15 protein-coding genes and 1 pseudogene are annotated in these 18,634 nt (G+C 69.2%); 9 read left to right on the forward strand and 7 right to left on the reverse strand.

Annotation, left to right across the window (positions count from 1 at the left end; all coding sequences use genetic code 11):
• Nucleotides 1–149 precede the first annotated feature (149 nt).
• A pseudogene (locus ACQEVB_RS39145) lies at nt 150–1,623 on the forward strand (catalase).
• Here the strand turns inward: ACQEVB_RS39145 and ACQEVB_RS39150 are convergent.
• Complete coding sequence (locus ACQEVB_RS39150; RefSeq protein ID WP_432984443.1) at nt 1,575–2,219, reverse strand: MarR family winged helix-turn-helix transcriptional regulator; 645 nt, start codon at nt 2,217–2,219, stop codon at nt 1,575–1,577. The pseudogene ACQEVB_RS39145 and the gene ACQEVB_RS39150 overlap by 49 nt on opposite strands.
• A gap of 567 nt (nt 2,220–2,786) precedes the next feature.
• On the opposite strand from ACQEVB_RS39150, the gene ACQEVB_RS39155 reads away from it, so the two are divergent.
• Nucleotides 2,787–3,353: a helix-turn-helix domain-containing protein gene (locus ACQEVB_RS39155; protein ID WP_432984446.1), complete on the forward strand. Its 567-nt coding sequence runs from the start codon at nt 2,787–2,789 to the stop codon at nt 3,351–3,353.
• A gap of 29 nt (nt 3,354–3,382) precedes the next feature.
• On the opposite strand, the gene ACQEVB_RS39160 is transcribed toward ACQEVB_RS39155, so the two are convergent.
• Together ACQEVB_RS39160 and ACQEVB_RS39165 are read right to left on the reverse strand one after the other, a co-directional pair.
• A complete protein-coding gene (locus tag ACQEVB_RS39160) occupies nt 3,383–4,096 on the reverse strand; it encodes a hypothetical protein (protein WP_432984449.1) in 714 nt (237 codons plus the stop codon).
• On the reverse strand, nt 4,093–5,400 hold the full coding sequence (locus ACQEVB_RS39165; RefSeq protein ID WP_432984452.1) for an MFS transporter: 1,308 nt from the start codon (nt 5,398–5,400) through the stop codon (nt 4,093–4,095). The genes ACQEVB_RS39160 and ACQEVB_RS39165 overlap by 4 nt, the downstream gene beginning before the upstream one ends.
• Nucleotides 5,401–5,560: 160 nt before the next feature.
• Between ACQEVB_RS39165 and ACQEVB_RS39170 the strand changes: the two genes are divergently transcribed.
• A complete protein-coding gene (locus ACQEVB_RS39170) occupies nt 5,561–6,370 on the forward strand; it encodes a class II aldolase/adducin family protein (protein WP_432984455.1) in 810 nt (269 codons plus the stop codon).
• A gap of 580 nt (nt 6,371–6,950) precedes the next feature.
• On the opposite strand, the gene ACQEVB_RS39175 is transcribed toward ACQEVB_RS39170, so the two are convergent.
• The 3 genes from ACQEVB_RS39175 to ACQEVB_RS39185 are packed head-to-tail and all read right to left on the reverse strand — an operon-like array spanning nt 6,951 to nt 11,679.
• A complete protein-coding gene (locus ACQEVB_RS39175) occupies nt 6,951–7,985 on the reverse strand; it encodes a substrate-binding domain-containing protein (RefSeq protein WP_432984458.1) in 1,035 nt (344 codons plus the stop codon).
• Nucleotides 7,986–7,996: 11 nt separating this feature from the next.
• Nucleotides 7,997–9,085, reverse strand: coding sequence for an ABC transporter permease (locus ACQEVB_RS39180; protein ID WP_432984461.1), 1,089 nt, complete (start codon nt 9,083–9,085; stop codon nt 7,997–7,999).
• Nucleotides 9,082–11,679 carry an ATP-binding cassette domain-containing protein gene (locus ACQEVB_RS39185; RefSeq protein ID WP_432984464.1) on the reverse strand — a complete coding sequence of 866 codons (2,598 nt, stop codon included), beginning with the start codon at nt 11,677–11,679 and terminating at the stop codon, nt 9,082–9,084. Before ACQEVB_RS39185 ends, ACQEVB_RS39180 begins: the two co-directional genes overlap by 4 nt.
• Nucleotides 11,680–11,943: 264 nt before the next feature.
• On the opposite strand from ACQEVB_RS39185, the gene ACQEVB_RS39190 reads away from it, so the two are divergent.
• The 6 genes from ACQEVB_RS39190 to ACQEVB_RS39215 all read left to right on the forward strand — a co-directional run bounded on the left by ACQEVB_RS39190 (nt 11,944) and on the right by ACQEVB_RS39215 (nt 17,524).
• Nucleotides 11,944–12,999 carry a LacI family DNA-binding transcriptional regulator gene (locus ACQEVB_RS39190; protein WP_432984467.1) on the forward strand — a complete coding sequence of 352 codons (1,056 nt, stop codon included), beginning with the start codon at nt 11,944–11,946 and terminating at the stop codon, nt 12,997–12,999.
• Nucleotides 13,000–13,164: 165 nt separating this feature from the next.
• Nucleotides 13,165–13,914 carry a nucleoside/nucleotide kinase family protein gene (locus ACQEVB_RS39195; RefSeq protein ID WP_432985508.1) on the forward strand — a complete coding sequence of 250 codons (750 nt, stop codon included), beginning with the start codon at nt 13,165–13,167 and terminating at the stop codon, nt 13,912–13,914.
• 57 nt (nt 13,915–13,971) lie between these two features.
• Nucleotides 13,972–15,042 (forward strand): sugar ABC transporter substrate-binding protein, encoded by a 1,071-nt coding sequence (locus ACQEVB_RS39200; RefSeq protein WP_432984470.1) that lies wholly within the window; start codon nt 13,972–13,974, stop codon nt 15,040–15,042.
• A gap of 183 nt (nt 15,043–15,225) precedes the next feature.
• On the forward strand, nt 15,226–16,275 hold the full coding sequence (locus tag ACQEVB_RS39205) for an ABC transporter permease (protein ID WP_432984473.1): 1,050 nt from the start codon (nt 15,226–15,228) through the stop codon (nt 16,273–16,275).
• Nucleotides 16,272–17,048 (forward strand): ATP-binding cassette domain-containing protein, encoded by a 777-nt coding sequence (locus ACQEVB_RS39210; protein WP_432984476.1) that lies wholly within the window; start codon nt 16,272–16,274, stop codon nt 17,046–17,048. Before ACQEVB_RS39205 ends, ACQEVB_RS39210 begins: the two co-directional genes overlap by 4 nt.
• 68 nt (nt 17,049–17,116) lie before the next feature.
• The gene (locus ACQEVB_RS39215; protein ID WP_432984479.1) at nt 17,117–17,524 is read left to right on the forward strand and encodes a hypothetical protein; all 408 of its coding nucleotides are present in this window, start codon (nt 17,117–17,119) and stop codon (nt 17,522–17,524) included.
• Nucleotides 17,525–17,706: 182 nt separating this feature from the next.
• Here ACQEVB_RS39215 and ACQEVB_RS39220 read toward each other — a convergent pair whose 3' ends face one another.
• A complete protein-coding gene (locus tag ACQEVB_RS39220; RefSeq protein ID WP_432984484.1) occupies nt 17,707–18,633 on the reverse strand; it encodes an amidohydrolase family protein in 927 nt (308 codons plus the stop codon).
• Nucleotide 18,634: the final 1 nt, after the last annotated feature.

The raw sequence follows: 18,634 nt of genomic DNA on the forward strand, positions 1-18,634 counted from the left end.
CATGCCACAATCTAGCTAGGAGTCCTACCTATCTGTGAAGCGGGTCGAACGCAGCTGCACATCGTCGATCCCCCCTACCGCGTTGCGCGCGTCCTCGTTGCGGGTGACCAAGCGGCGCCCGCGGCATCCCCACACCAGGAAGAAGGAAGATGACACGTCACGACGACACTGGCCGGGAGCCCCTGACCACGGCTGCGGGTGCCCCGGTCGCGGACAACCAGGACAGCGCGACCGCCGGTCCGCGCGGGCCGGTGCTGCTGCAGGACCTGTGGCTGCTGGAGAAGCTGGCGCACTTCGATCGTGAGGTCGTCCCCGAGCGGCGGATGCACGCCAAGGGCTCGGGCGCGTTCGGGAGGTTCACCGTGACCCACGACATCACCCGCTACACCAGCGCCGCGCTGTTCGCCGGGGTCGGCACCGCGTGCGAGACGTTCGTGCGGTTCTCCACCGTCGCTGGGGAACGCGGCGCCGCCGATGCGGAACGGGACATCCGCGGCTTCGCCGTGCGCTTCTACACCACGCAGGGGAACTGGGACGTCGTCGGCAACAACACGCCGGTGTTCTTCTTCCGCGACCCGCTGAAGTTCCCCGATCTCGCCCACGCGGTCAAACGCGACCCGCGGACCAACCTGCGCAACCCGGAGAACACCTGGGGATTCTGGAGCAGCTTGCCCGAAGCCCTGCACCAGGTCACGATCGTGATGAGCGACCGGGGCATCCCGAAGTCCTACCGGCACATGCACGGTTTCGGCTCGCACACGTTCAGCATGATCAACGCTGACGGTGTCCGGCACTGGGTCAAGTTCCACTTCCGCACGCAGCAGGGCATCGAGAACCTCACCGACGACCAGGCCGCCGCCCTCATCGGTGGCGACCGCGAGTCCCATCAACGCGACCTCTACGAGGCGGTCGAACGCGGCGATCATCCGAAGTGGACGTTGTACGTCCAGGTCATGCCGGAAGACGACGCGGCGGACTACCGGTTCCATCCGTTCGACCTCACCAAGGTGTGGAGCAAGAAGGACTACCCGCTCGTCGAGGTCGGGGAGTTGGAACTGAACCGGAATCCGGGCAACTACTTCGCCGATGTCGAACAGGCCGCTTTCTCACCGGGCAACCTGGTGCCGGGGATCTCCGTCAGCCCGGACCGGATGCTGCAGGGCCGGCTGTTCTCCTACGGTGACGCTGCCCGCTACCGCCTGGGGGTCAACCACCACCAGATCCCGGTCAACCACCCGCGCGCGGCGGCGCTGGTCAACGCCTACCACCGCGACGGGGCGATGCGCGTGGACGGCAACCACGGCGGAGTGCCCCCGATCGAGCCGAACGGAGTCGGCCGGTGGCCGCAGCAGCCCGGCTACGCCGAACCGGGGCTGCCGGTGACCGGTGTGGCCGGCCGCTACGACTTCCGCGAGGACGACGAGGACTACTTCCGCCAGCCCCGGCGACCTGTTCCGGCTGATGTCGGCCGAGCAGCAACAAGTCCTGTTCGACAACACGGCCCGGTCCATCAAGGGCGCCCGGCCGGAAACGGTCGAATGCCACATCGCGAACTGCACCCGCGCCGACGCCGCCTACGGCGAAGGTGTCCGCAAGGCCTGCGAGGCAAACGGCGCACTCTGAGCCGGTTCGTGTTCGGGGCAGTCGGTGCGCAGTTCGGCGCGCGGCAACGGTGCCTGCAGCAGGTTGCAGTGGTGGGGCGCGGCGGGATCGAGGTGCACGTCGCGCCCGAAGAACCGGCACCCGGTGCACGTCCGCATCACCCCGACCACCCCCGCCTGCTGCAACCGGCCGATCACGTCGAGCACGGTCTGCAAGGTCGCCGCCCGATCGGCAACCGGCGTCGCGGCGAGCGCGGCCGTCAGCGGGTCGTCCCAGGTGGACAGCTCACGAGCGACCGAAGCGCCGGCGTCGGTCAACGACAGCACCCGCCGCCGGCCGTCGGTGGTAGGGGAGCGGGTCACGAACTCCTTGCGCTCCAGCGCCGCGATCGCGTCGACCATCGTCGGGGTCGTGACGTCGAACTCCTTGGCGAGTGCCCCCACCTCGCGACGTCCCTGCGGCTGCCGGGCCAGCGCGAGCACAGCCTGCTGCTGCAGCGGTGACAACCCCTGGCCCCGTGCGGTGCGCTGGGCCAGGGAGCGCAGGCCGTTCCCCAGCCGTTCGAGCGCGTCGGCCAGCCTGCGGTCGAGATCCGCATCGTGGTCCAGTTCAGTCATGCACCCACCTGGATAGGACTCCTATCCGCACAGGATACGCGGTCCCGAGAGCGAGGCAGGTCAGCCTCCTGCGTTTCTGCCCTTTCAGATCGCCCAGCAGCAAGCGCGGGACTTCACCCGGGAACCGGAGCCGCCCGCCCCGGTGCCCGCGTCCGGTCGGTCGCTGCAGCTGCACGGCGTCATCGGTTCAGCTGTGAGCGCGACCCCCAGATCCGGCTCTCGGATCAGCTCCAGGTTCGACCGGGGCGCGCACCGCGTCGGCAGTGTCGCGAGCCAGCCGCAGTGCTGTCTCGACGGCGGCGGAGTACGCCGGCCGGCGCCGCGGGCGCTCCACGTCTACCGGCTCCTCGTCGGCGGCAAGGTCAGCCACGACCGAGGAAGGGTCGATCATGGCCAGATCGCCGTGCTGAGTGAGGCCAGGTGTCGCGGAGCACGAATCTGCGCGCGCACCGGACGGCGCCGGGATCGGCCTCCGGGCGGGTCAGCGGTGCCGGTGTTCATGCTCGGGGTCGGGCGTGGGACGGACGGCGACGGTTGCCGGGGCGGACGGCGAAATACCCTGGGCACATGAACCGGTCGGTCGAAGAGGCGGAGCAGCGGATCACCCGCCGGCTCCGGGCGCTACGCCTCGAGCGTGGTCTGACGCTCGAGAAGGTGGCCGCGGCGGCCGATCTGTCACCCGGATATCTGTCCCGGGTCGAGAGCGGTCAGCGGGTACCGAGTATCGGTACGCTCGTTCTGCTGGCCCGCGCGCTGGACGTCAGCGTGGGTGCCCTGGCAGAGGAACCGCACGACGCCTCGCCGATTCTGCGGGGTGTGGAGGCGACCCGCTACGGCACCGGTGGCGCCGAGCTGATCCACCTGTCGCCCCCGGTGTCGGGAAACATCATCGAGGCGACTCGGCTGTCGCTCAAGGCGCGGGCGACGCCGCCGCGTCCGGTCCGGCACGGGGGAGAAGAGTGGCTCCACGTCGTCGGGGGGCGCCTGGAGCTCACGCTCGCCGGCGAGACGACTGTGCTGGAGGCCGGGGACTCCGCGCAGTTCCCCGGCGCGACCGAGCACGTACTGCGCGGCGCGCCGGATGCGGACGTGATCGTCGTGATCGCGGCTGCCCGGACCGGGCCACTGGCATAGGAGTTCCCGGACCGCCCCGTTCCGGGGTACTACGCCGTCGCCGCCGCGAACAGGCCCACCAGGGCGTGGTAGTCGATCACGGGTACGCGGGTGGCCGCCCGGACGGCGTCGGCCACCGCGGCCATCTCCCCGCACTCGAGGACCACTGCGCCGAGGTCGGGAACGTCCAGCAGGTCGATGATCTGGGCCGCGACCCCCGCATGGTCGAACGCCTCGGTGCGGTCCAGGACGGCGCGGCGGAAGGGTCCCTCGTGTTCCAGGCCGACCCGGAGCACGTCGGCCGCCCGGTCCGCCGGCACGCCGGGGATGTCGTCGGGTCCGGCGTATCCCAGATGGGCGTAGACCACCAGGAGGCGCCGCCCGGGCGGCAGAACGGCCAGCAGCATCGGCACCGCCAACAGCGGGGACGACACGACGGTCCGGCCGGTGGCCGCGGCAAGGCGGTGCTGTGCACGGGAGAGATAGCCGATCGTCGTGACGGCCAGACCTCCGATCCGTCCGTCCGACGCCGTGGCCAACGCGCGCTCGGTCTCGGTGACCAGGCTCGGGTCGGGCCCGCCCAGCTGGTCGGCGAGTGATCCGTGCCCCGGCGGGTAGGTGTGCGCGGCGGCGTCCGGTCGGGCGGCCGGGTCGGCCGCCGAGCCCGCGACGAACGGGCCCCCGTCGGGGGTGAGGACCAGGATGTCGGCCGTGCTGCCCCCTGCGGGGAGTGGGCGGCGTGCGACGGTGGGCGGTGGTGTCATGCGACGACCTTCCTCCGGTTCTGTCGGCGGGCGATGAGCACTGCGGACGCGGCGCCGACCAGCACGGTGGCCAGCAGGTAGAGCGAGAGCAACACCCAGCTCCCGGTGGTCCCGTACAGGGCCGCGGCGATGAACGGTGCGGGACCGCCGCCGAGGATGCCGGCGAGGTTGAAGGCGAGCGAGCTGCCGGAGTAACGGACGGAGGCCGGGAAGAGGCCGGTGAGGATGGTGGCCTCGTTGGCGAACATCAGCGCATAGGGCACCAGGCTGACCAGGATCACCCCGACGGCCAGAACGGTGTTCCCCGAGCTGATCGCAGCGAAGTAGACGAGGGACTGCACCGCCATCAGCGCCGCCCCGACGAGGTAGATCCGGATCGGGCCGAGGCGGTCGCCGAGATGTCCCATGAACGGTGTGATCAGCGCCGACAGTAGGGCGGCCACCGCCACCGACGCCAGCAACGTGGTCTGGCTCAGGCCACCGGCGTTGCGACCGTAGGTGTAGACGAACGACACGAAGACGTAGACCGGCGCCATCTCGCCGACCTTGAGGAACGCCCCGAGTGCGATTGCGCGCCAGTGCCAGCGGGCGGCTGTGAGGACGGGTGCCCGCTCCAGGCCGCCCTTCTCGCGGAGCTCGGTGAACGTCGAGGTCTCCGACAGCCCGGTGCGCATCCAGAGCCCGAGGAGCACGAGCGCCGCGCTGGCCAGGAAGGGGACGCGCCACGCCCACTCGATGAACGCCTCCGGGCCGGCGAGGCCACCGACCAGCAGCACCGAGGCGGTTGCGAGCGACGTTCCGAGCATGGCGGAGGCCTGGGGGAAGCTGGTCAGCAGTGCCTGGCGGCTGCTGCGGCCCGATTCGCCGGCCACGAGCACGGCGCCGCTCCACTCGCCGCCGACGCCGAAGCCCTGCAGGACCCGCATCAGCGCCAGAAGCAGCGGGGCGAACGCCCCGACGCTGGCGTAGCCGGGGGTGAGACCGATGCCGACCGTGCCCATGCCCATCAGCATCAGGGTCGCGACCAGGGCCTTCTTGCGGCCGAGGCGGTCTCCCATGTGTCCGAAGATCACGGCGCCGAGCGGTCGCGCGATGAAGCCGACGAAGAACGTGGAGAACGACAGCAGGACGCCGGCGAACACGCTGGACTGGGGGAAGAACACGGTCGGCAACACGATGGCCGCGACCACGCCGTAGAGCTGGAAGTCGTACCACTCGATGATGCTTCCGGCCGTGCTGGCCGCGACAGCTCGGCGCACGCTGGTCTTGGTGGGAGCGGCTGGAACTGCGTCTGTGACGGGCATCTCAACCTCCTCGAAGGTGTCCATCAGACACGAAACTGCCTCACTGGCAATACCGACCGATGTCCGATCGCGGAGCAGCGGTGGAGGGATGACGACTTGACGATATGTTGCCTCAGAGGCAACCTGTTGCCCATACGTGAGTTCGCAACGAGGAGGAACGATGACCGAGACCCCGGTGATCGGCGGTGTGGCCCCGGCCGACGAGGTGGAGCAGCTCGATCTCGACGATCTGCCCGAGCGCCGCGATTCGCTGGTCGAGGAGCGGGAGCACCGCAAGGGGCAACTGGCGATCGCGTTCCGGCTCTTCGCCCGGTACGGCTTCGACGAGGGCATCGCAGGCCACATCACGGCGCGTGACCCGGAGTTCCCGAACCGGTTCTGGGTGAACCCGTACGCCGTTCACTTCTCCCGGATCAAGGTCAGCGACCTGCTTCTGCTCGATGAGGAGGGCAAGGTCGTCGAGGGGCACAGGCGCACCAACAAGGCGGCGTTCTCGATCCACTCGACGATCCACGAGGCCCGCGATGACGTCGTGGCTGTCGCCCACGCCCACTCGCTGCACGGGCGGGCGTGGGCGGCATTGAACCGCCCGCTGGACCCGGTCATCCAGGAGTCGTGCGCGTTCTACGACAACCACGTCGTGTTCGACGAGTACAAGGGACTCGTCCTCGAGCGGGACGAAGGACAGCGGATCGCGGCCCGGCTCGGACCGAAGCGCGCGGCGATCCTGCGCCATCACGGCCTGCTGACGGTCGGCCGGACCGTGGAGGAGGCGGCGTGGTGGTTCATCACGATGGACCGTGCCTGCCAGATGCAGCTCATGGCGGAGGCGGCGGGCACGCCCCGCGTCATGACGGAGGAGGAGGCGACTCTCGCCTCGCGCCAGTTCGGCAGCACGAACATGGCGCGCAACAGCTTCCGGTTGATGGCCGATCTCCTCGTCGAGCAGGAGCCCGACGTCCTCGACTGACGGTCGACTGACGGCGATGGCGGGCGCCCGCAACCGGGAGGGCGACCGGCCCGGACAGCGGCACCCCGATGAACCTGCCGCTGCACGGCGAACCACCGCTCCGCGGCCCGGTCCGCGGTGCCTCCCGGTGGGCGATGAGGACGGGCGGTCCGGTGTGGGGCGGCGTTCGAGTCGATCGTGGGCGCGCTGGAGGGCGGATCGGCGACGGCGTTCTCCTCGGGGACCTCCATGGGTGGTTGTCGGGCAGCGCCACCAGCTTGGGTCCGGGCTACGGAACCTCACCTATCCCGCGCTGGCTGGAGCAGACGACGCGCTGCCGGCCGTCCGCGCGGGCCAGGTCGGGTCCAGCTCGCGTCGTGACCACCGCGGGGTGTCGACGTGATCACGCAAGTGGCCAGATCCAACTTTCAAGATCCGTTGACACGTGGCGGTGGCGCCCACCGCAGCGTGAGCAAACGCGGACGGGCCCTGAGACGAGGGGCCACGCTCGGTACGACCAGGACAATGTTGCGCGGTCAGACCTGTGCGTGGCGACCCTCGTCGAAGTGGCAGCTCGATCAAGCCGGTGCAGCCGAGCGCGTCAGAACTTGAAGGAGCTCACGTTCTGTGGCGTCACGACTGTTGCGGGCCCGAGGATGACGACACCGCTCTCGCCGACGGTGAAGTCGCCGAGTGATCCGGCTTTCAGGATGCTGCCGGCCTTCGGGTCGAGCTTGCAGGTGGCAAGGGCGGTGGCCGCGTGGAACGCCAGGTAGCCCAGATCGTTGACGTTCCACCAGATGTCTTGCACGTTCCCGCTCTTGATGTAGCTGCTGATGAGAGTGGCGGGTGCCAGCCCGGTCAGCTTGATGCGTCCGAGGTCGCCGGTCTGGCTGAGTGCCTCTGCTGCGGCCGGCAGGCCGATGCCGGCCGGCACGATGATGCCCTTGAGTTCAGGGTACGTCTGCGCGAGCTCGCGAGCCTTCTGTGCGTTGACGTCGGCTTTTTCCTCACCGTAGACCACGGTGACGAGTTCCATCCCGGAGAACTCCGGGTCGGACTTCAAGCGCTTCTGCATGTCGGCGATCCAGGCGTTCTGGTTGACCGCTGTCTGCGTCGAGGACAGGACCGCGAACTGTCCCTTCTTGTCGATCAGTGTGGCCATGCTGTCGAGCATCTTCTGTCCGAGTTCGGCGCTGTCGGCCTGGTTGATGAACAAGGACCGCGCATCTGCGGAGACGTCGGAATCGAATGAGATGACGTCGATACCGGCCTCGCGGGCGCGCTGCAACGCCGACGAGGCGCTGTTGAGGTCACTGCCGGAGATGGCGATGACGTCGACACCCTGGGAAACGAGCTGGTTCACGAACGGGATCTGGGCTGCGCCGGTCGCCTCGCTGGGCTCGGTGTAGATCACTTTCCCGCCGGATTCGGTGGCTGCTCGTTGGGCGCCGTCGCGGACGGTGGTCATGTACGGGTCGGTGCCGAGCTTGGGGATGATGCCGACCGTGATGGGACCTTGTGCGCACTGTGGCGCGGCACCGGTGCTGGCCGGGCCGCTGCCGGCGCAGCTGGCGAGGACTGTCCCGGTCAGGGCGAGCGCGGCGATGAGTGCCGTGGTTCGGATGGTGGCCATGTCGGTGCTCCTCATCGGTCGGGAGTGGGTACGTGAGGACCTGCCTGCAGGCAGGCGAGACCGTCGGCGGGCTCGTGCAGCAGGCGTCGCCTGCGGCGCTGACCACTGACTCGGGCCTGGATCTGTTCGGCGAGATTGGTGCCCAGAAGCGACAGGATCAGCACCAGGCCGATGGCGGTGGACTGGGCGTATCCGCTGACGCCGAGCAGCTGTAGGTAGCTGCGCAGCGTGGCGATCAGGGCAACGGCGAGCAGGACCGATGTCAGACGGCCTTTGCCACCGAGCACGCTGATCCCGCCGAGGAACACCATCGTCAGCGCGTCCAGCTCGAACCCGAGACCGCTGTCGGGGGAGGCCTGAGCGGTGCGTCCGGTCAGGATGACCCCGGCGATCGCGGCGACCCCGCCGGTGACGACGAACAGAGCCAGGACGAGCCGGCGCGAGCGCACTCCGGCGTAGTGCGCGGTCTCGGGTGACCCGCCGATCGCGTACAGCTGCCGGCCGGTGGGGGTCCGCTGCAGGACCACCGTGAAGATCGGGGCCAAGACCAGGAACGGCAGCAGGGCCAGCGGCAGCACGAGGCCCGGCACGTCGTCGTTGCCCAGCGCGATCAGGCCGGGCGCGATGTCGCTGATCGGCTGGCCGCCGACCGCGACGTAGCACAGCCCACGGAACAGGGCGAGCGTGCCGAGGGTGACCACGAGCGAAGGAAGCTTCAGCACCGTGACGAGCACTCCGTTGAGGGCACCACACAGAAGCCCTGTCCCAACCGCGACGACGACCGCGACGGCCACGGGAAGACCCGCCTGCAGCGCCATGCCGAGCGTGATCCCGGACAGGGCCGCCGTGCTCGCGACCGAGATGTCGATCTCTCGGCAGATCAGCAGTAGCGCCAGTGGCAGCGCGAACAGGGCTTTCTCCGAGATCTGCGCGAGTGAGGTCGACACGTTGAAGTCACCGAGGAACCCGGGCGCTGTGGTCGCGGCGAGAATGATCAGGGCGAGGAGGAGTACCGCAAGCAGCGTCTCCCATCGGGCGAGCAGTTGTGCCGCGCGTGCCGTGACTGGCACCTGTACTTCGGCCTTCACCGGCGCTGTCACCGTGTCCTTCTCGTGGCCTGGGCCGTTCGGGCGGCGACGATTCGGTCGAGCAGGATGGCGAGCAGGATCGCCGCACCGAAGACGGCCTGCAGGTACTGCGGGTTGAGCCGGGCGAGGGTGAGCGCGTTCTGCAGGACCAGCAGGGTCAATGTGCCGAGGGCGACGCCCAGGACGGTGCCGGATCCGCCGCGGAGCGCCACTCCGCCGACGACCACCGAGGCGATCACCGTCAGCTCCACACCGAGGGCGAGTTGGCCGTCCACGGTGGCATACCGCGACGCCCACAGCGCGCCGGCGATCCCGGCCAGCACGCCGGAGACGATGAAGGTGGCGAAGACTCGTCGTTGTACCGGAACACCGATCAGCGCTGCTCCATCGGGGTTGGAGCCGACGGCGAACACTTCGCGTCCTGCGACGGTGCGGCGCAGCAGCAGCGCCGCGCCGGCGCAGGCGATGGCGCCGATCCAGATGAGGATGGGTATCCCGAGGGGGCGGGCGGTGGTCATCTCCAGCCAGGCAGCCGGTACTGATCCTGCGGAGATCTGTTGGCCACTGGACACGACACTGCCCAGCCCGCGGAAAGCGGCGAGGGTCCCGAGCGTGGTGACGATGGCCGACACGCGGCCGTAGGCGACCAGCGCGCCGTTGATCGCGCCGCAGACGGCGCCGACGCCTGCGGCGAGCGCGATCCCGGCGATGACGGGCAGGTCGGGGTGGTCTCGCATGGTCACCGCGGCGAGGAAGGCGGTCAGCCCGATGACCGACGACACCGACAGATCGATGTTGCGGGTGAGCATGACCGCCATCTGGCCGAGCGCGACGATGCCGATGAGCGAGGCAGCGATGAAGAGGTCCTGCAGGTTGCCGAGGCTGAAGAACCGCGGGTTGACCACGCCGAGTGGCACGACGAGCACGAGCAGGGCGACGGCGAGGCTGGTCTGGCGCGCTTTCCACCACGGCGTGCGGAGCTCATCGGCATCGACCGTGCGCGGCCGCTGCGTCGGCGCGGCATCGTTCTCGGGTGGGGTCTCCGGGGGACGGGTCGCTGCAATGGTCTGCGGGTCCGGTTCGCCGGGCCGGTCCGTCGATCGGGACGACCGCTGCGGGAGTCCGAGCGCAGCAGCAGCAACGGACAGTTCGTCGGCGCGGCTGCCGTCGATCTCTGCGACCAGGCGTCCCTCGCGCATGACCAGGACGCAGTCGGACATGGTGAGGACCTCGGTCATGTCCGAGGAGATGAGCAGGATGGCGAGGCCGTTCTCGGCGAGCTCGGCCACGATGCGGTGCACTTCGGCCTTGGCGCCGACGTCGACGCCTTGGGTGGGTTCGTCGAGGATGAGCACCCGTGGCCGGGTGGCGAGCCACTTGGCCAGGACGACCTTCTGCTGATTGCCGCCCGACAGGGTCCGCGCCGGCTGATCGAGGCCCGCTGCTTTGAGCCGCAGCCGGTCGAGGAGTCCGGTGACGAGGCTGCGTTCCCGACCGTGATCGATGATCCCCATGCGGGCGGCGCTGGAGATGACCGGCAGCGTCGCGTTGTCCAGGATGGGGAAGTCCTCGATGAGGCTCTGCCCTCGCCGATCCTCGCTCAGGTAGGCCACGCCGCGGGCGATGGCCGTGGTTGGCGAGTCGGGCAGGTAGGGGGCACCGAACAAGTGCGCGGTGCCGGCGTCGGGTGGATCGACACCGAACAGGGCCCGCGCCACCTCGGTGCGACCGCTGCCGACGATGCCCGCCATTCCGACGACTTCCCCGCGCCGCAGCTCGAACGTGACGTCCTCGAACGCCCCGCTGCGGGTCAGGCCCTGGACCGACAGGACGACCTGGCCGATTTCCGCCGCCGCGCGCCGCTGTCCCAGCTCGACCTGACGCCCCACCATCGCGCGGACCACCGCATCCGGAGTGGTGTCGGCCGTTGCAGCACTCGCCACGAGGTGACCATCGCGCAGCACGGCGATGTCATCGGCGACGCGGAAGACTTCCTCGAGACGATGCCCCACGAACATCATCGCGACGCCATCGACGCGCAGACCGTCGACGATGGAGAACAGGCGATCCACCTCCGCGCCGCTCAGTGCGGCCGTCGGCTCGTCGAGCACGAGCACTCGCACCTCAGCGGCAAGGCAGCGCGCGACCTCGACGAGTTGCTGCTCTGAGGTGCTCAGGGTGCCCAGCGGAATGTCGGCACACCCGGACATGCCCAACCTGGCCAGCCACCGCTCAGCACCGAACAACATCGTGTCCGTGTCGACCCCGCCCCACGGCCGCCGGGGCAGGTGCCCGGTGAAGATGTTCTCCGCGACCGACAGGTCGGGAAACAGTCCCGGATGCTGGTGCACCACCCCGATGCCGCGCGAGAGGGCCAGCGCGGGCGAGCGCAGCACGACCTCCCGCCCCCCGATCAGGACTGCTCCCGCGTCCGGGCGATGGACCCCGGCGAGCAACTTGGCACACGTGCTCTTCCCGGCGCCGTTCTCGCCCACCAGCGCCAGCACTCGACCGGGCACCAGCGCCAGCGACACATCACGCAGTGCCACGGTCCCGCCGAACACCTTGCTCGCCCGGTGCAGCTCGACGACCGGCTCCCCGGGCACCCGAGGAACCGGGCTGCGCACGTGGTGGGCCGAAGCTGCTGACCGTGTAGGGGCGTCCACGACGACGCTCTCCTTACTTCCGAGGTTCGGTGGTGGAGGGCGACTATGCGGTATGGCAAGAGATTGCGCAAGGGTTTGCGCAGTCGCTCGCTCAGCGCGGTACCGTCCGCCGTGGCGGCTGTTGCGGGTGCACCGTGGAGCTCTCCCGCGCGCTGCCCGACCGCTGGTGAATGATCGTGCGCAAATCGTTGCTACCCTGCGGCTGTGCCAACTGGTCGCCGCCGTCCGATCACGATGGCCGACGTCGCCTCCAGCGCGAACGTGTCGGTGACCACGGTCTCCCACGTGCTCAACCGCACGCGGAAGGTCGCTCCACACACCGAGCAGGCCGTGCTGCGGGCAGTGGCCGCCACCGGCTACGTGCCCGACGACGTCGTGCGATCGATGCGGACCGTCGGCACCCGGATGGTGGGGCTGGCGCTGTCGCTCTCGCTCAACCCGTCGTTCACCGAGCTCGTGCTGAGCATCGAGCGCAGCCTGACGTTCTCGGGGTACTCCCTGCTGCTCACCGACACTCACGACGATCCTGAGACCGAGCTGCGGGCGATCTCCGACCTGCTCGCCCGCAACGTCGACGGGGTCATCCTGGCGCCCTCGGCCCAACCGGAACGGGCGCTGTCCTACTGCGCACAGCGCAACATCCCGGTGGCGGTCGTGGACCGGATGCTGCCCTCGCGGGACATCGATCAGGTTGGATCCGAGAACATCGAGGCGACCGCGAGCCTGGTTGACCACCTCGCCCGCAGCGGCCACCGCAAGGTGGCGATGATCAGCGGAAAGCCGGGGCTCACCACGAGCACCGAACGCACAACGGGTTACCGTCTCGGGCTCAAGCGCAACGGTCTTCGGTTCGCCCGCAAGTACCTGATCAGCGGCGACTCCACCGAGTCGGGCGGGTTCCAAGCGTTGCAGCAACTACTGGCACTTCCCGACCCGCCCACAGCCGTCGTGTCGGGCAACAACCAGATGACGATCGGGGTGATGGGCGCGGCCCGTTCCGCCGGCATCACCATCCCCGCAGACCTGGCCCTCATCGGCTACGACGACTTCGCCTGGGCCGACTTCTTCAGCCCGAGACTGTCCGTACTCGCCCAGCCCATCGACGCGATCGGCGACCAGGCCGTGCGCATGCTGCTCGATCGCATCGCCGACCCCGACACCCCGCACCGGACCGTCTCGTTGCGCCCTCAGTTCGTCCACCGAGACTCCTGTGGCTGCGCCGACCACAGCGAGCCCACGGAGCACACCGCAGCGTCCTGACCGCAGCAAGCCGGCCCGCGAGGCGTTGGCACCGGTCGTTGCGTTCACCCTGATCCCAGCCCTCACTCTCGACTGCCGGTCTGCGCGACGTATTGCGCAAACCGTTGCTATGCGGCAGGGTGACCGTCCACGCGCACGACGAGTGGATCGGATGTGGACACGACAATGCGCCAACGCTCGGTCGAGATCGACCAGGTCCCGCAGGTTCGGCACCTTGCGGACCTGGTCCAACGAGCGCGTGAGCTCGTTGTGGACGGGCAGCGCGTCATCCTGGGGATCACCGGCGTGCCGGGTTGCGGCAAGAGCACCTTGGCCCGGTGCCTGATGGATTCCCTTGCCTCGAACCCGCCCGACGGTCTGTCGGCCGGCGACTGGGTCGCGCACGTGCCGATGGATGGGTTCCACCTCGCGGAAAGCGAGCTGGACCGACTGGGCCGACTCGACCGGCAGGGCGCCCCGGACACCTTCGACGCGGCCGGGTACGTCGCGCTGCTGCGCCGGTTGGCCGCCGACTGCGGAGACGTCGTCTACGCCCCGGCGTTCGACCGCAGCCACGGGCTCCCGGTCGCCGGCAGCATCCCGGTCCCGCCGCAGGCGAGACTGATCCTCACTGAAGGCAACTACCTGCTGCTCGACCACGAATCGTGGCGACCGTTGCGGACGATGCTGGACGAGGTCTGGTTCTGCGATGCCGACGAGAACCGCCGCATCCAGCAACTGATCCTGCGCCACATCGTCTTCGGCAAGAGTCCCGCCGCTGCTGAGGCCTGGGCGCTGGGTACGGACGAGGCCAACGCGGCGCTGATCAGGGACACGCGTGACGCGGCCGACCTGGTCGTTCCCGATGCCGTGCTGAGGTCTCTGGCATCTCCCAGCCACGCCCGTCGGACGACCTCACGACGCACGGCCTCCTAGCCGCACGGGTCTCCTCAACGCACGGCCTCCTCAGCAACCTCCCACGAAAGGGCTCCGATGACGCAGCTGCCCACCCGACGTCGAACCGTCGCCGCCCTCAGCGCCGGCCTTCTCGCCACCTTCCTGCTCGCCGCCTGTGGCGGCGCTCCCAGCAGCGGCGCCGGTACGGACACAGCTGGCCGGCCGGTGGTCGGGCTGATCACCAAGACCGCCACGAACCCGTTCTTCGTCAAGATGCGGGAGGGCGCTCAGCAGCAGGCCGGACCGGCCGGTGTCGATCTGCAGGCCTTCGCTGGCCGCCAGGACGGCGACAACGAGTCCCAGGTGCAGGCGGTCGAGAATCTGCTCGCCGCGGGTGCCAAGGGCTTCCTCATCACCGCCAACGACACCAAGGGGATCATCCCGTCGATCGACCGCGCCCGGCAGGCCGGGATGCTGGTCGTCGCGCTGGACACTCCGCTCGAGCCGGCGAGCGCGGCCGATGCCACGTTCGCCACGGACAACTTCCAGGCCGGTGTGCTGATCGGGCAGTGGGCGAAGGCCAAGTTCGACGGAGAGGGCAAGACCGCCCGCATCGCGATGCTCGACGTCAACGCCAACCAGGTATCCGTCGACGTGCAGCGCGATCAGGGCTTCCTCACCGGGTTCGGGATCGAGGTGGGCGACAAGAACCGGATCGGTGACGAGTCGGACCCGCGGATCGTCGGTCACGACGCGACCAACGGTGACGAGGAGGGCGGGCGCACCGCGATGGAGAACCTCCTGCAGAAGGATCCCGCCATCAACTTGGTCTACACGATCAACGAGCCCGCTGCGGCCGGAGCCTACGAGGCACTCAAGGCCGCCGGTGTCGAGAAGCAGGTGACGATCGTGTCGGTCGATGGCGGCTGCCCCGGAGTGGCGGCGGTCAAGGCCGGCCGTCTCGGAGCGACCTCCCAGCAGTACCCGCTGAAGATGGCGCAGCTCGGGGTCGCGGCCATCGCCCAGTTCGCCAAGGACGGCACCAAGCCGACGCCGACCGCCGGCAAGGACTTCGTCGACACCGGGGTCAACCTCATCACCGACGTCCCCCAGGGTGGCGTCGCCTCCCAGGACACCGCGTTCGGCGCGCAGAACTGCTGGGGCTGAGACCGCTGCCGGGCGCGCGACCTCTCCGCCGACGACCACCTCGAGCTGGCACCGCGCACCACCCGCTGACCGCCCTCGACAGCCCTGCCGCGACCTGCGGGCGGGGTGCGGGCCGCCCCGATCGGGGACCAGACCAGCAGGCCACCAGTGCGGCCCGGACGCCAGGAAGGGACGAACGAGATCGTGAGCAGCATCTGGGGCACCTCCGCGGCCGCGATGGGGACGCACACGGACAAGGCGGCTGCGCCTGAGCGTTCCGCAGGGATGTCAGCCCGCATCAAACGCGTCTTGCACGCCCGGCCGATACTCGGCCCGATCGCCGTCCTGCTGTTGGCGATCGCGGTGTTCGCACTGGTCAGTGATCGATTTCTGGCTGCCGCCAACCTGGGCCTCGTGCTGGCTCAGGTCACCGTGATCGCCACCCTCGCGCTGGGCCAGACCCTCGTCATCCTGACTGCCGGCATCGACCTGTCCGTCGGAGCCATCGCGGTCTTCACCTCGATTCTGATGGCGAACGCGTCCCACTCCCTGGGAGTCAACGGCCTGGTCGCGCTGTTCGGCGGACTGGTGTCGGGCACCGTGATGGGCGTTGTGAACGGGCTGCTGGTGACCCGGTTGAGGCTCCCGCCGTTCATCGTCACCCTCGGCACGTTGAGCATCTTCTTCTCGCTCAACGCCGTTGTCTCGCGCAGCGAGACCATCCGCGGCGCCGAAATGTCACCAGTGCTGACCTGGACCGGGACCACCTTCCCGATCGGCGACTTCCGTGTCACCTACGGGTCGATCCTCATGCTCGCGTTGTTCGGTGCATTCATCTATGCCTTGAACAGCACCGCCTGGGGCAAGCACGTCTACGCCACCGGCGACGACATCGAAGCAGCTCGCCTGGCCGGCATCCGCACGGACCGGGTGCTGTTGTCGGTCTACCTCGTCGCCGGGCTGGTGTATGCGGCGGGTGCCTGGATCCTCATGGGCCGGCTCGCCTCGGCCAGCCCCAACGTCGGTGTCGAGTACAACCTCGACTCGATCACTGCGGTCGTCCTCGGCGGCACCAGCCTGTTCGGCGGACGCGGTCTCGTCGCCGGAACACTCGTCGGCGCCCTGATCGTCGGAGTGTTCCGCAACGGGCTGCAGCTCGGCGGCGTCGACGTCGTCTGGCAGGGGCTCGCCATCGGCGTGCTGGTTCTGATTGCCGTGGCCATCGACCAGTGGATCCGGAAGGTGCGCACATGACCGCCACCGACACCCGCACACCGGTGCTGCAGGCACGCAACCTGATCAAGAGCTACGGCGCTGTCACCGCACTCGCCGGCGCCGACCTCGACCTCTACCCCGATGAGATCCTGGCCGTCGTCGGCGACAACGGCGCCGGCAAGTCCAGCCTCATCAAAGCGCTGTCCGGGGCGCTCGTGCCCGACGCCGGGGAGATCCGCCTCGACGGTGAGCCCGTTCACTTCGCCACCCCGATGGACGGCCGACGGGCCGGTATCGAGACCGTCTACCAGACACTGGCGCTGGCACCGGGCCTCGACATCGCCGAGAACCTGTTCCTCGGCCGCGAGCTGCGCCGGTCCGGGTTCGTCGGCACCGTGCTGCGCCGGCTCGACCACAGACGTATGCGGGCCGAGGCCCGCCGGCACATGAGCGACCTCGGAATAGCCACCCTGCAAGACATCGGGCAGGCGGTCGAGAGCCTGTCCGGCGGTCAACGACAAGGCGTTGCAGTCGCACGTTCAACCGCGTTCGGCAGCAAGGTCGTGATCCTGGACGAACCTACCGCAGCCCTGGGTGTGAAGGAGAGCGACCGGGTCCTCCAACTGATCCGCGATGTCCGCGACCGCGGCCTTCCCGTCATCCTCATCAGCCACAACATGCCGCACGTGTACGAAATCGCCGACCGCATCCACATCCAGCGCCTCGGTAAGCGACTGACCGTCACGACCCCGCAATCGCACACGATGGCCGAAACCGTCGCGCTGATGACCGGAGCGATGCAACCAACCTGACCGCGGGCCTTGGGCGCGCCGTGACCGCGAGCAGTGTCAAGCGGGTGGCGCAGATTTACCATTTCGGGATGATGATCGCATTCCGGATCGCGGCGGCGCAGCTCGCCCTGCTTTCCGTCGGATTCGGCATCGCCGGGGTGCTCGGCGCTGAACACTTCGCCCGGACCGGTCGCATCTTGGGTGCTGAGTCGGGGTTCCCGAGCTATGACCCAGTCGGCTTCGAGCGCTGGGGCATCGAGGTCGGCGTCATCCCGGCGATCCTCGCCTTCGTCGCCGCCTGCGTGGTCGGCGTGATCGCCGCGATCTTCCTGTGGCTTCGAAAGACGGCCGTCGCCGGCGCGGTCATCGCCCTCGTCGCGACGGCTCTCCAAGCAGTCTTCTGGCTGGCCTTCGACCTGCCGTTCGGGCCGCCCGGAGGCGTCATCGTCGTCATCCTGACGGTCGTCGGCCTCGTCCTTCGGAGGCGTCGGATCTAGAGGTGCTGCGCGCACCGCTGGCCCGCCGGACCGCGATCGCCGCCGATGCGCCGCCCGTGCCGGCGGGCCCGGCGTTCTGGGGGGGAGAGCATGGGCCCCGGCTACGCCGGCGGGAGAACGAGCCTCCACTGAACCCGGCGCGGTTCACGGGCCGGCGGTCGCGGAGGCGGTGGACCGCCCGTTCACACCCCCGACCCGAGGTCGATGCCGAACAGCCGTGCCGCGTTGCCCAGCATGATCCCGGGTTTCACCGAGTCGCGGATCTCGGTCTTCTCCAGGTCCGCGGTCCAGCGCTCCGGGGTGAAGAGCGGGAAGTCGGTGCCGAAGAGGACCTTCTCCTTGAGCAGCGTGTTGGCGTAGTGCACGAGCTGCGCCGGCCAGTACTTCGGTGACCAGCCGGACAGGTCGATGTGCACCTGCGGCTTGTGCACGGCGATGGCCAGTGCCACGTCCTGCCAGGGGAACGACGGGTGCGCCATGACGATCGGCATGTCCGGGAAGTCGACTGCGACGTCGTCGAGGTGCAGCGGGTCGGAGTACTTCAGCCGGACCCCGCCGCCGCCTCTGGTGCCGGCGCCGACGCCGTTCTGCCCGGTGTGGAACAGGGCGGGGACGCGGTACTCGGCGAGCACCTCGTAGATCGGGTAGGCGGCACGGTCGTTGGGGTAGAACTCCTGGGTGCTGGGGTGGAACTTGAACCCGCGCATGCCGTAGGTCTCGATGAGCCGCCGGGCGATCGCGGCACCGCCCTTTCCGCGCAGCGGGTGGACGCTGCCGAACGGGATGATCGCGTCGCGGTGCTGCGCGGCGATCTCGCCGATCTCCTCGTTGGTCACGGCGTGCTCGGGCCGCTCGCCCAGCTGGTCGACGGTGAACGCCACCGCGGCCATCCGGCGCTCCCGGTAGAAGGCGGCCATGGCGTGCAGGTCCATGCCCAGGTGCTCGGAGCGGAAGTGGGCCTTTATCTCCTGCAGCCGGGCGCTGCCGGCGGCAGAGGCCGCGTAGTCCGTCGCGTACTGCACGTGGGTGTGCATGTCGATGCCCACCAGCCCGGCCCGGGCCAGCGCCTCGTTCTGCGCTGCCACGTGCGCCTCGTACCCGTTGGTCATG

It is taken from the genome of Pseudonocardia sp. CA-107938 (assembly GCF_050936315.1).
In the GTDB taxonomy this organism is placed as follows: Bacteria; Actinomycetota; Actinomycetes; order Mycobacteriales; family Pseudonocardiaceae; genus Pseudonocardia.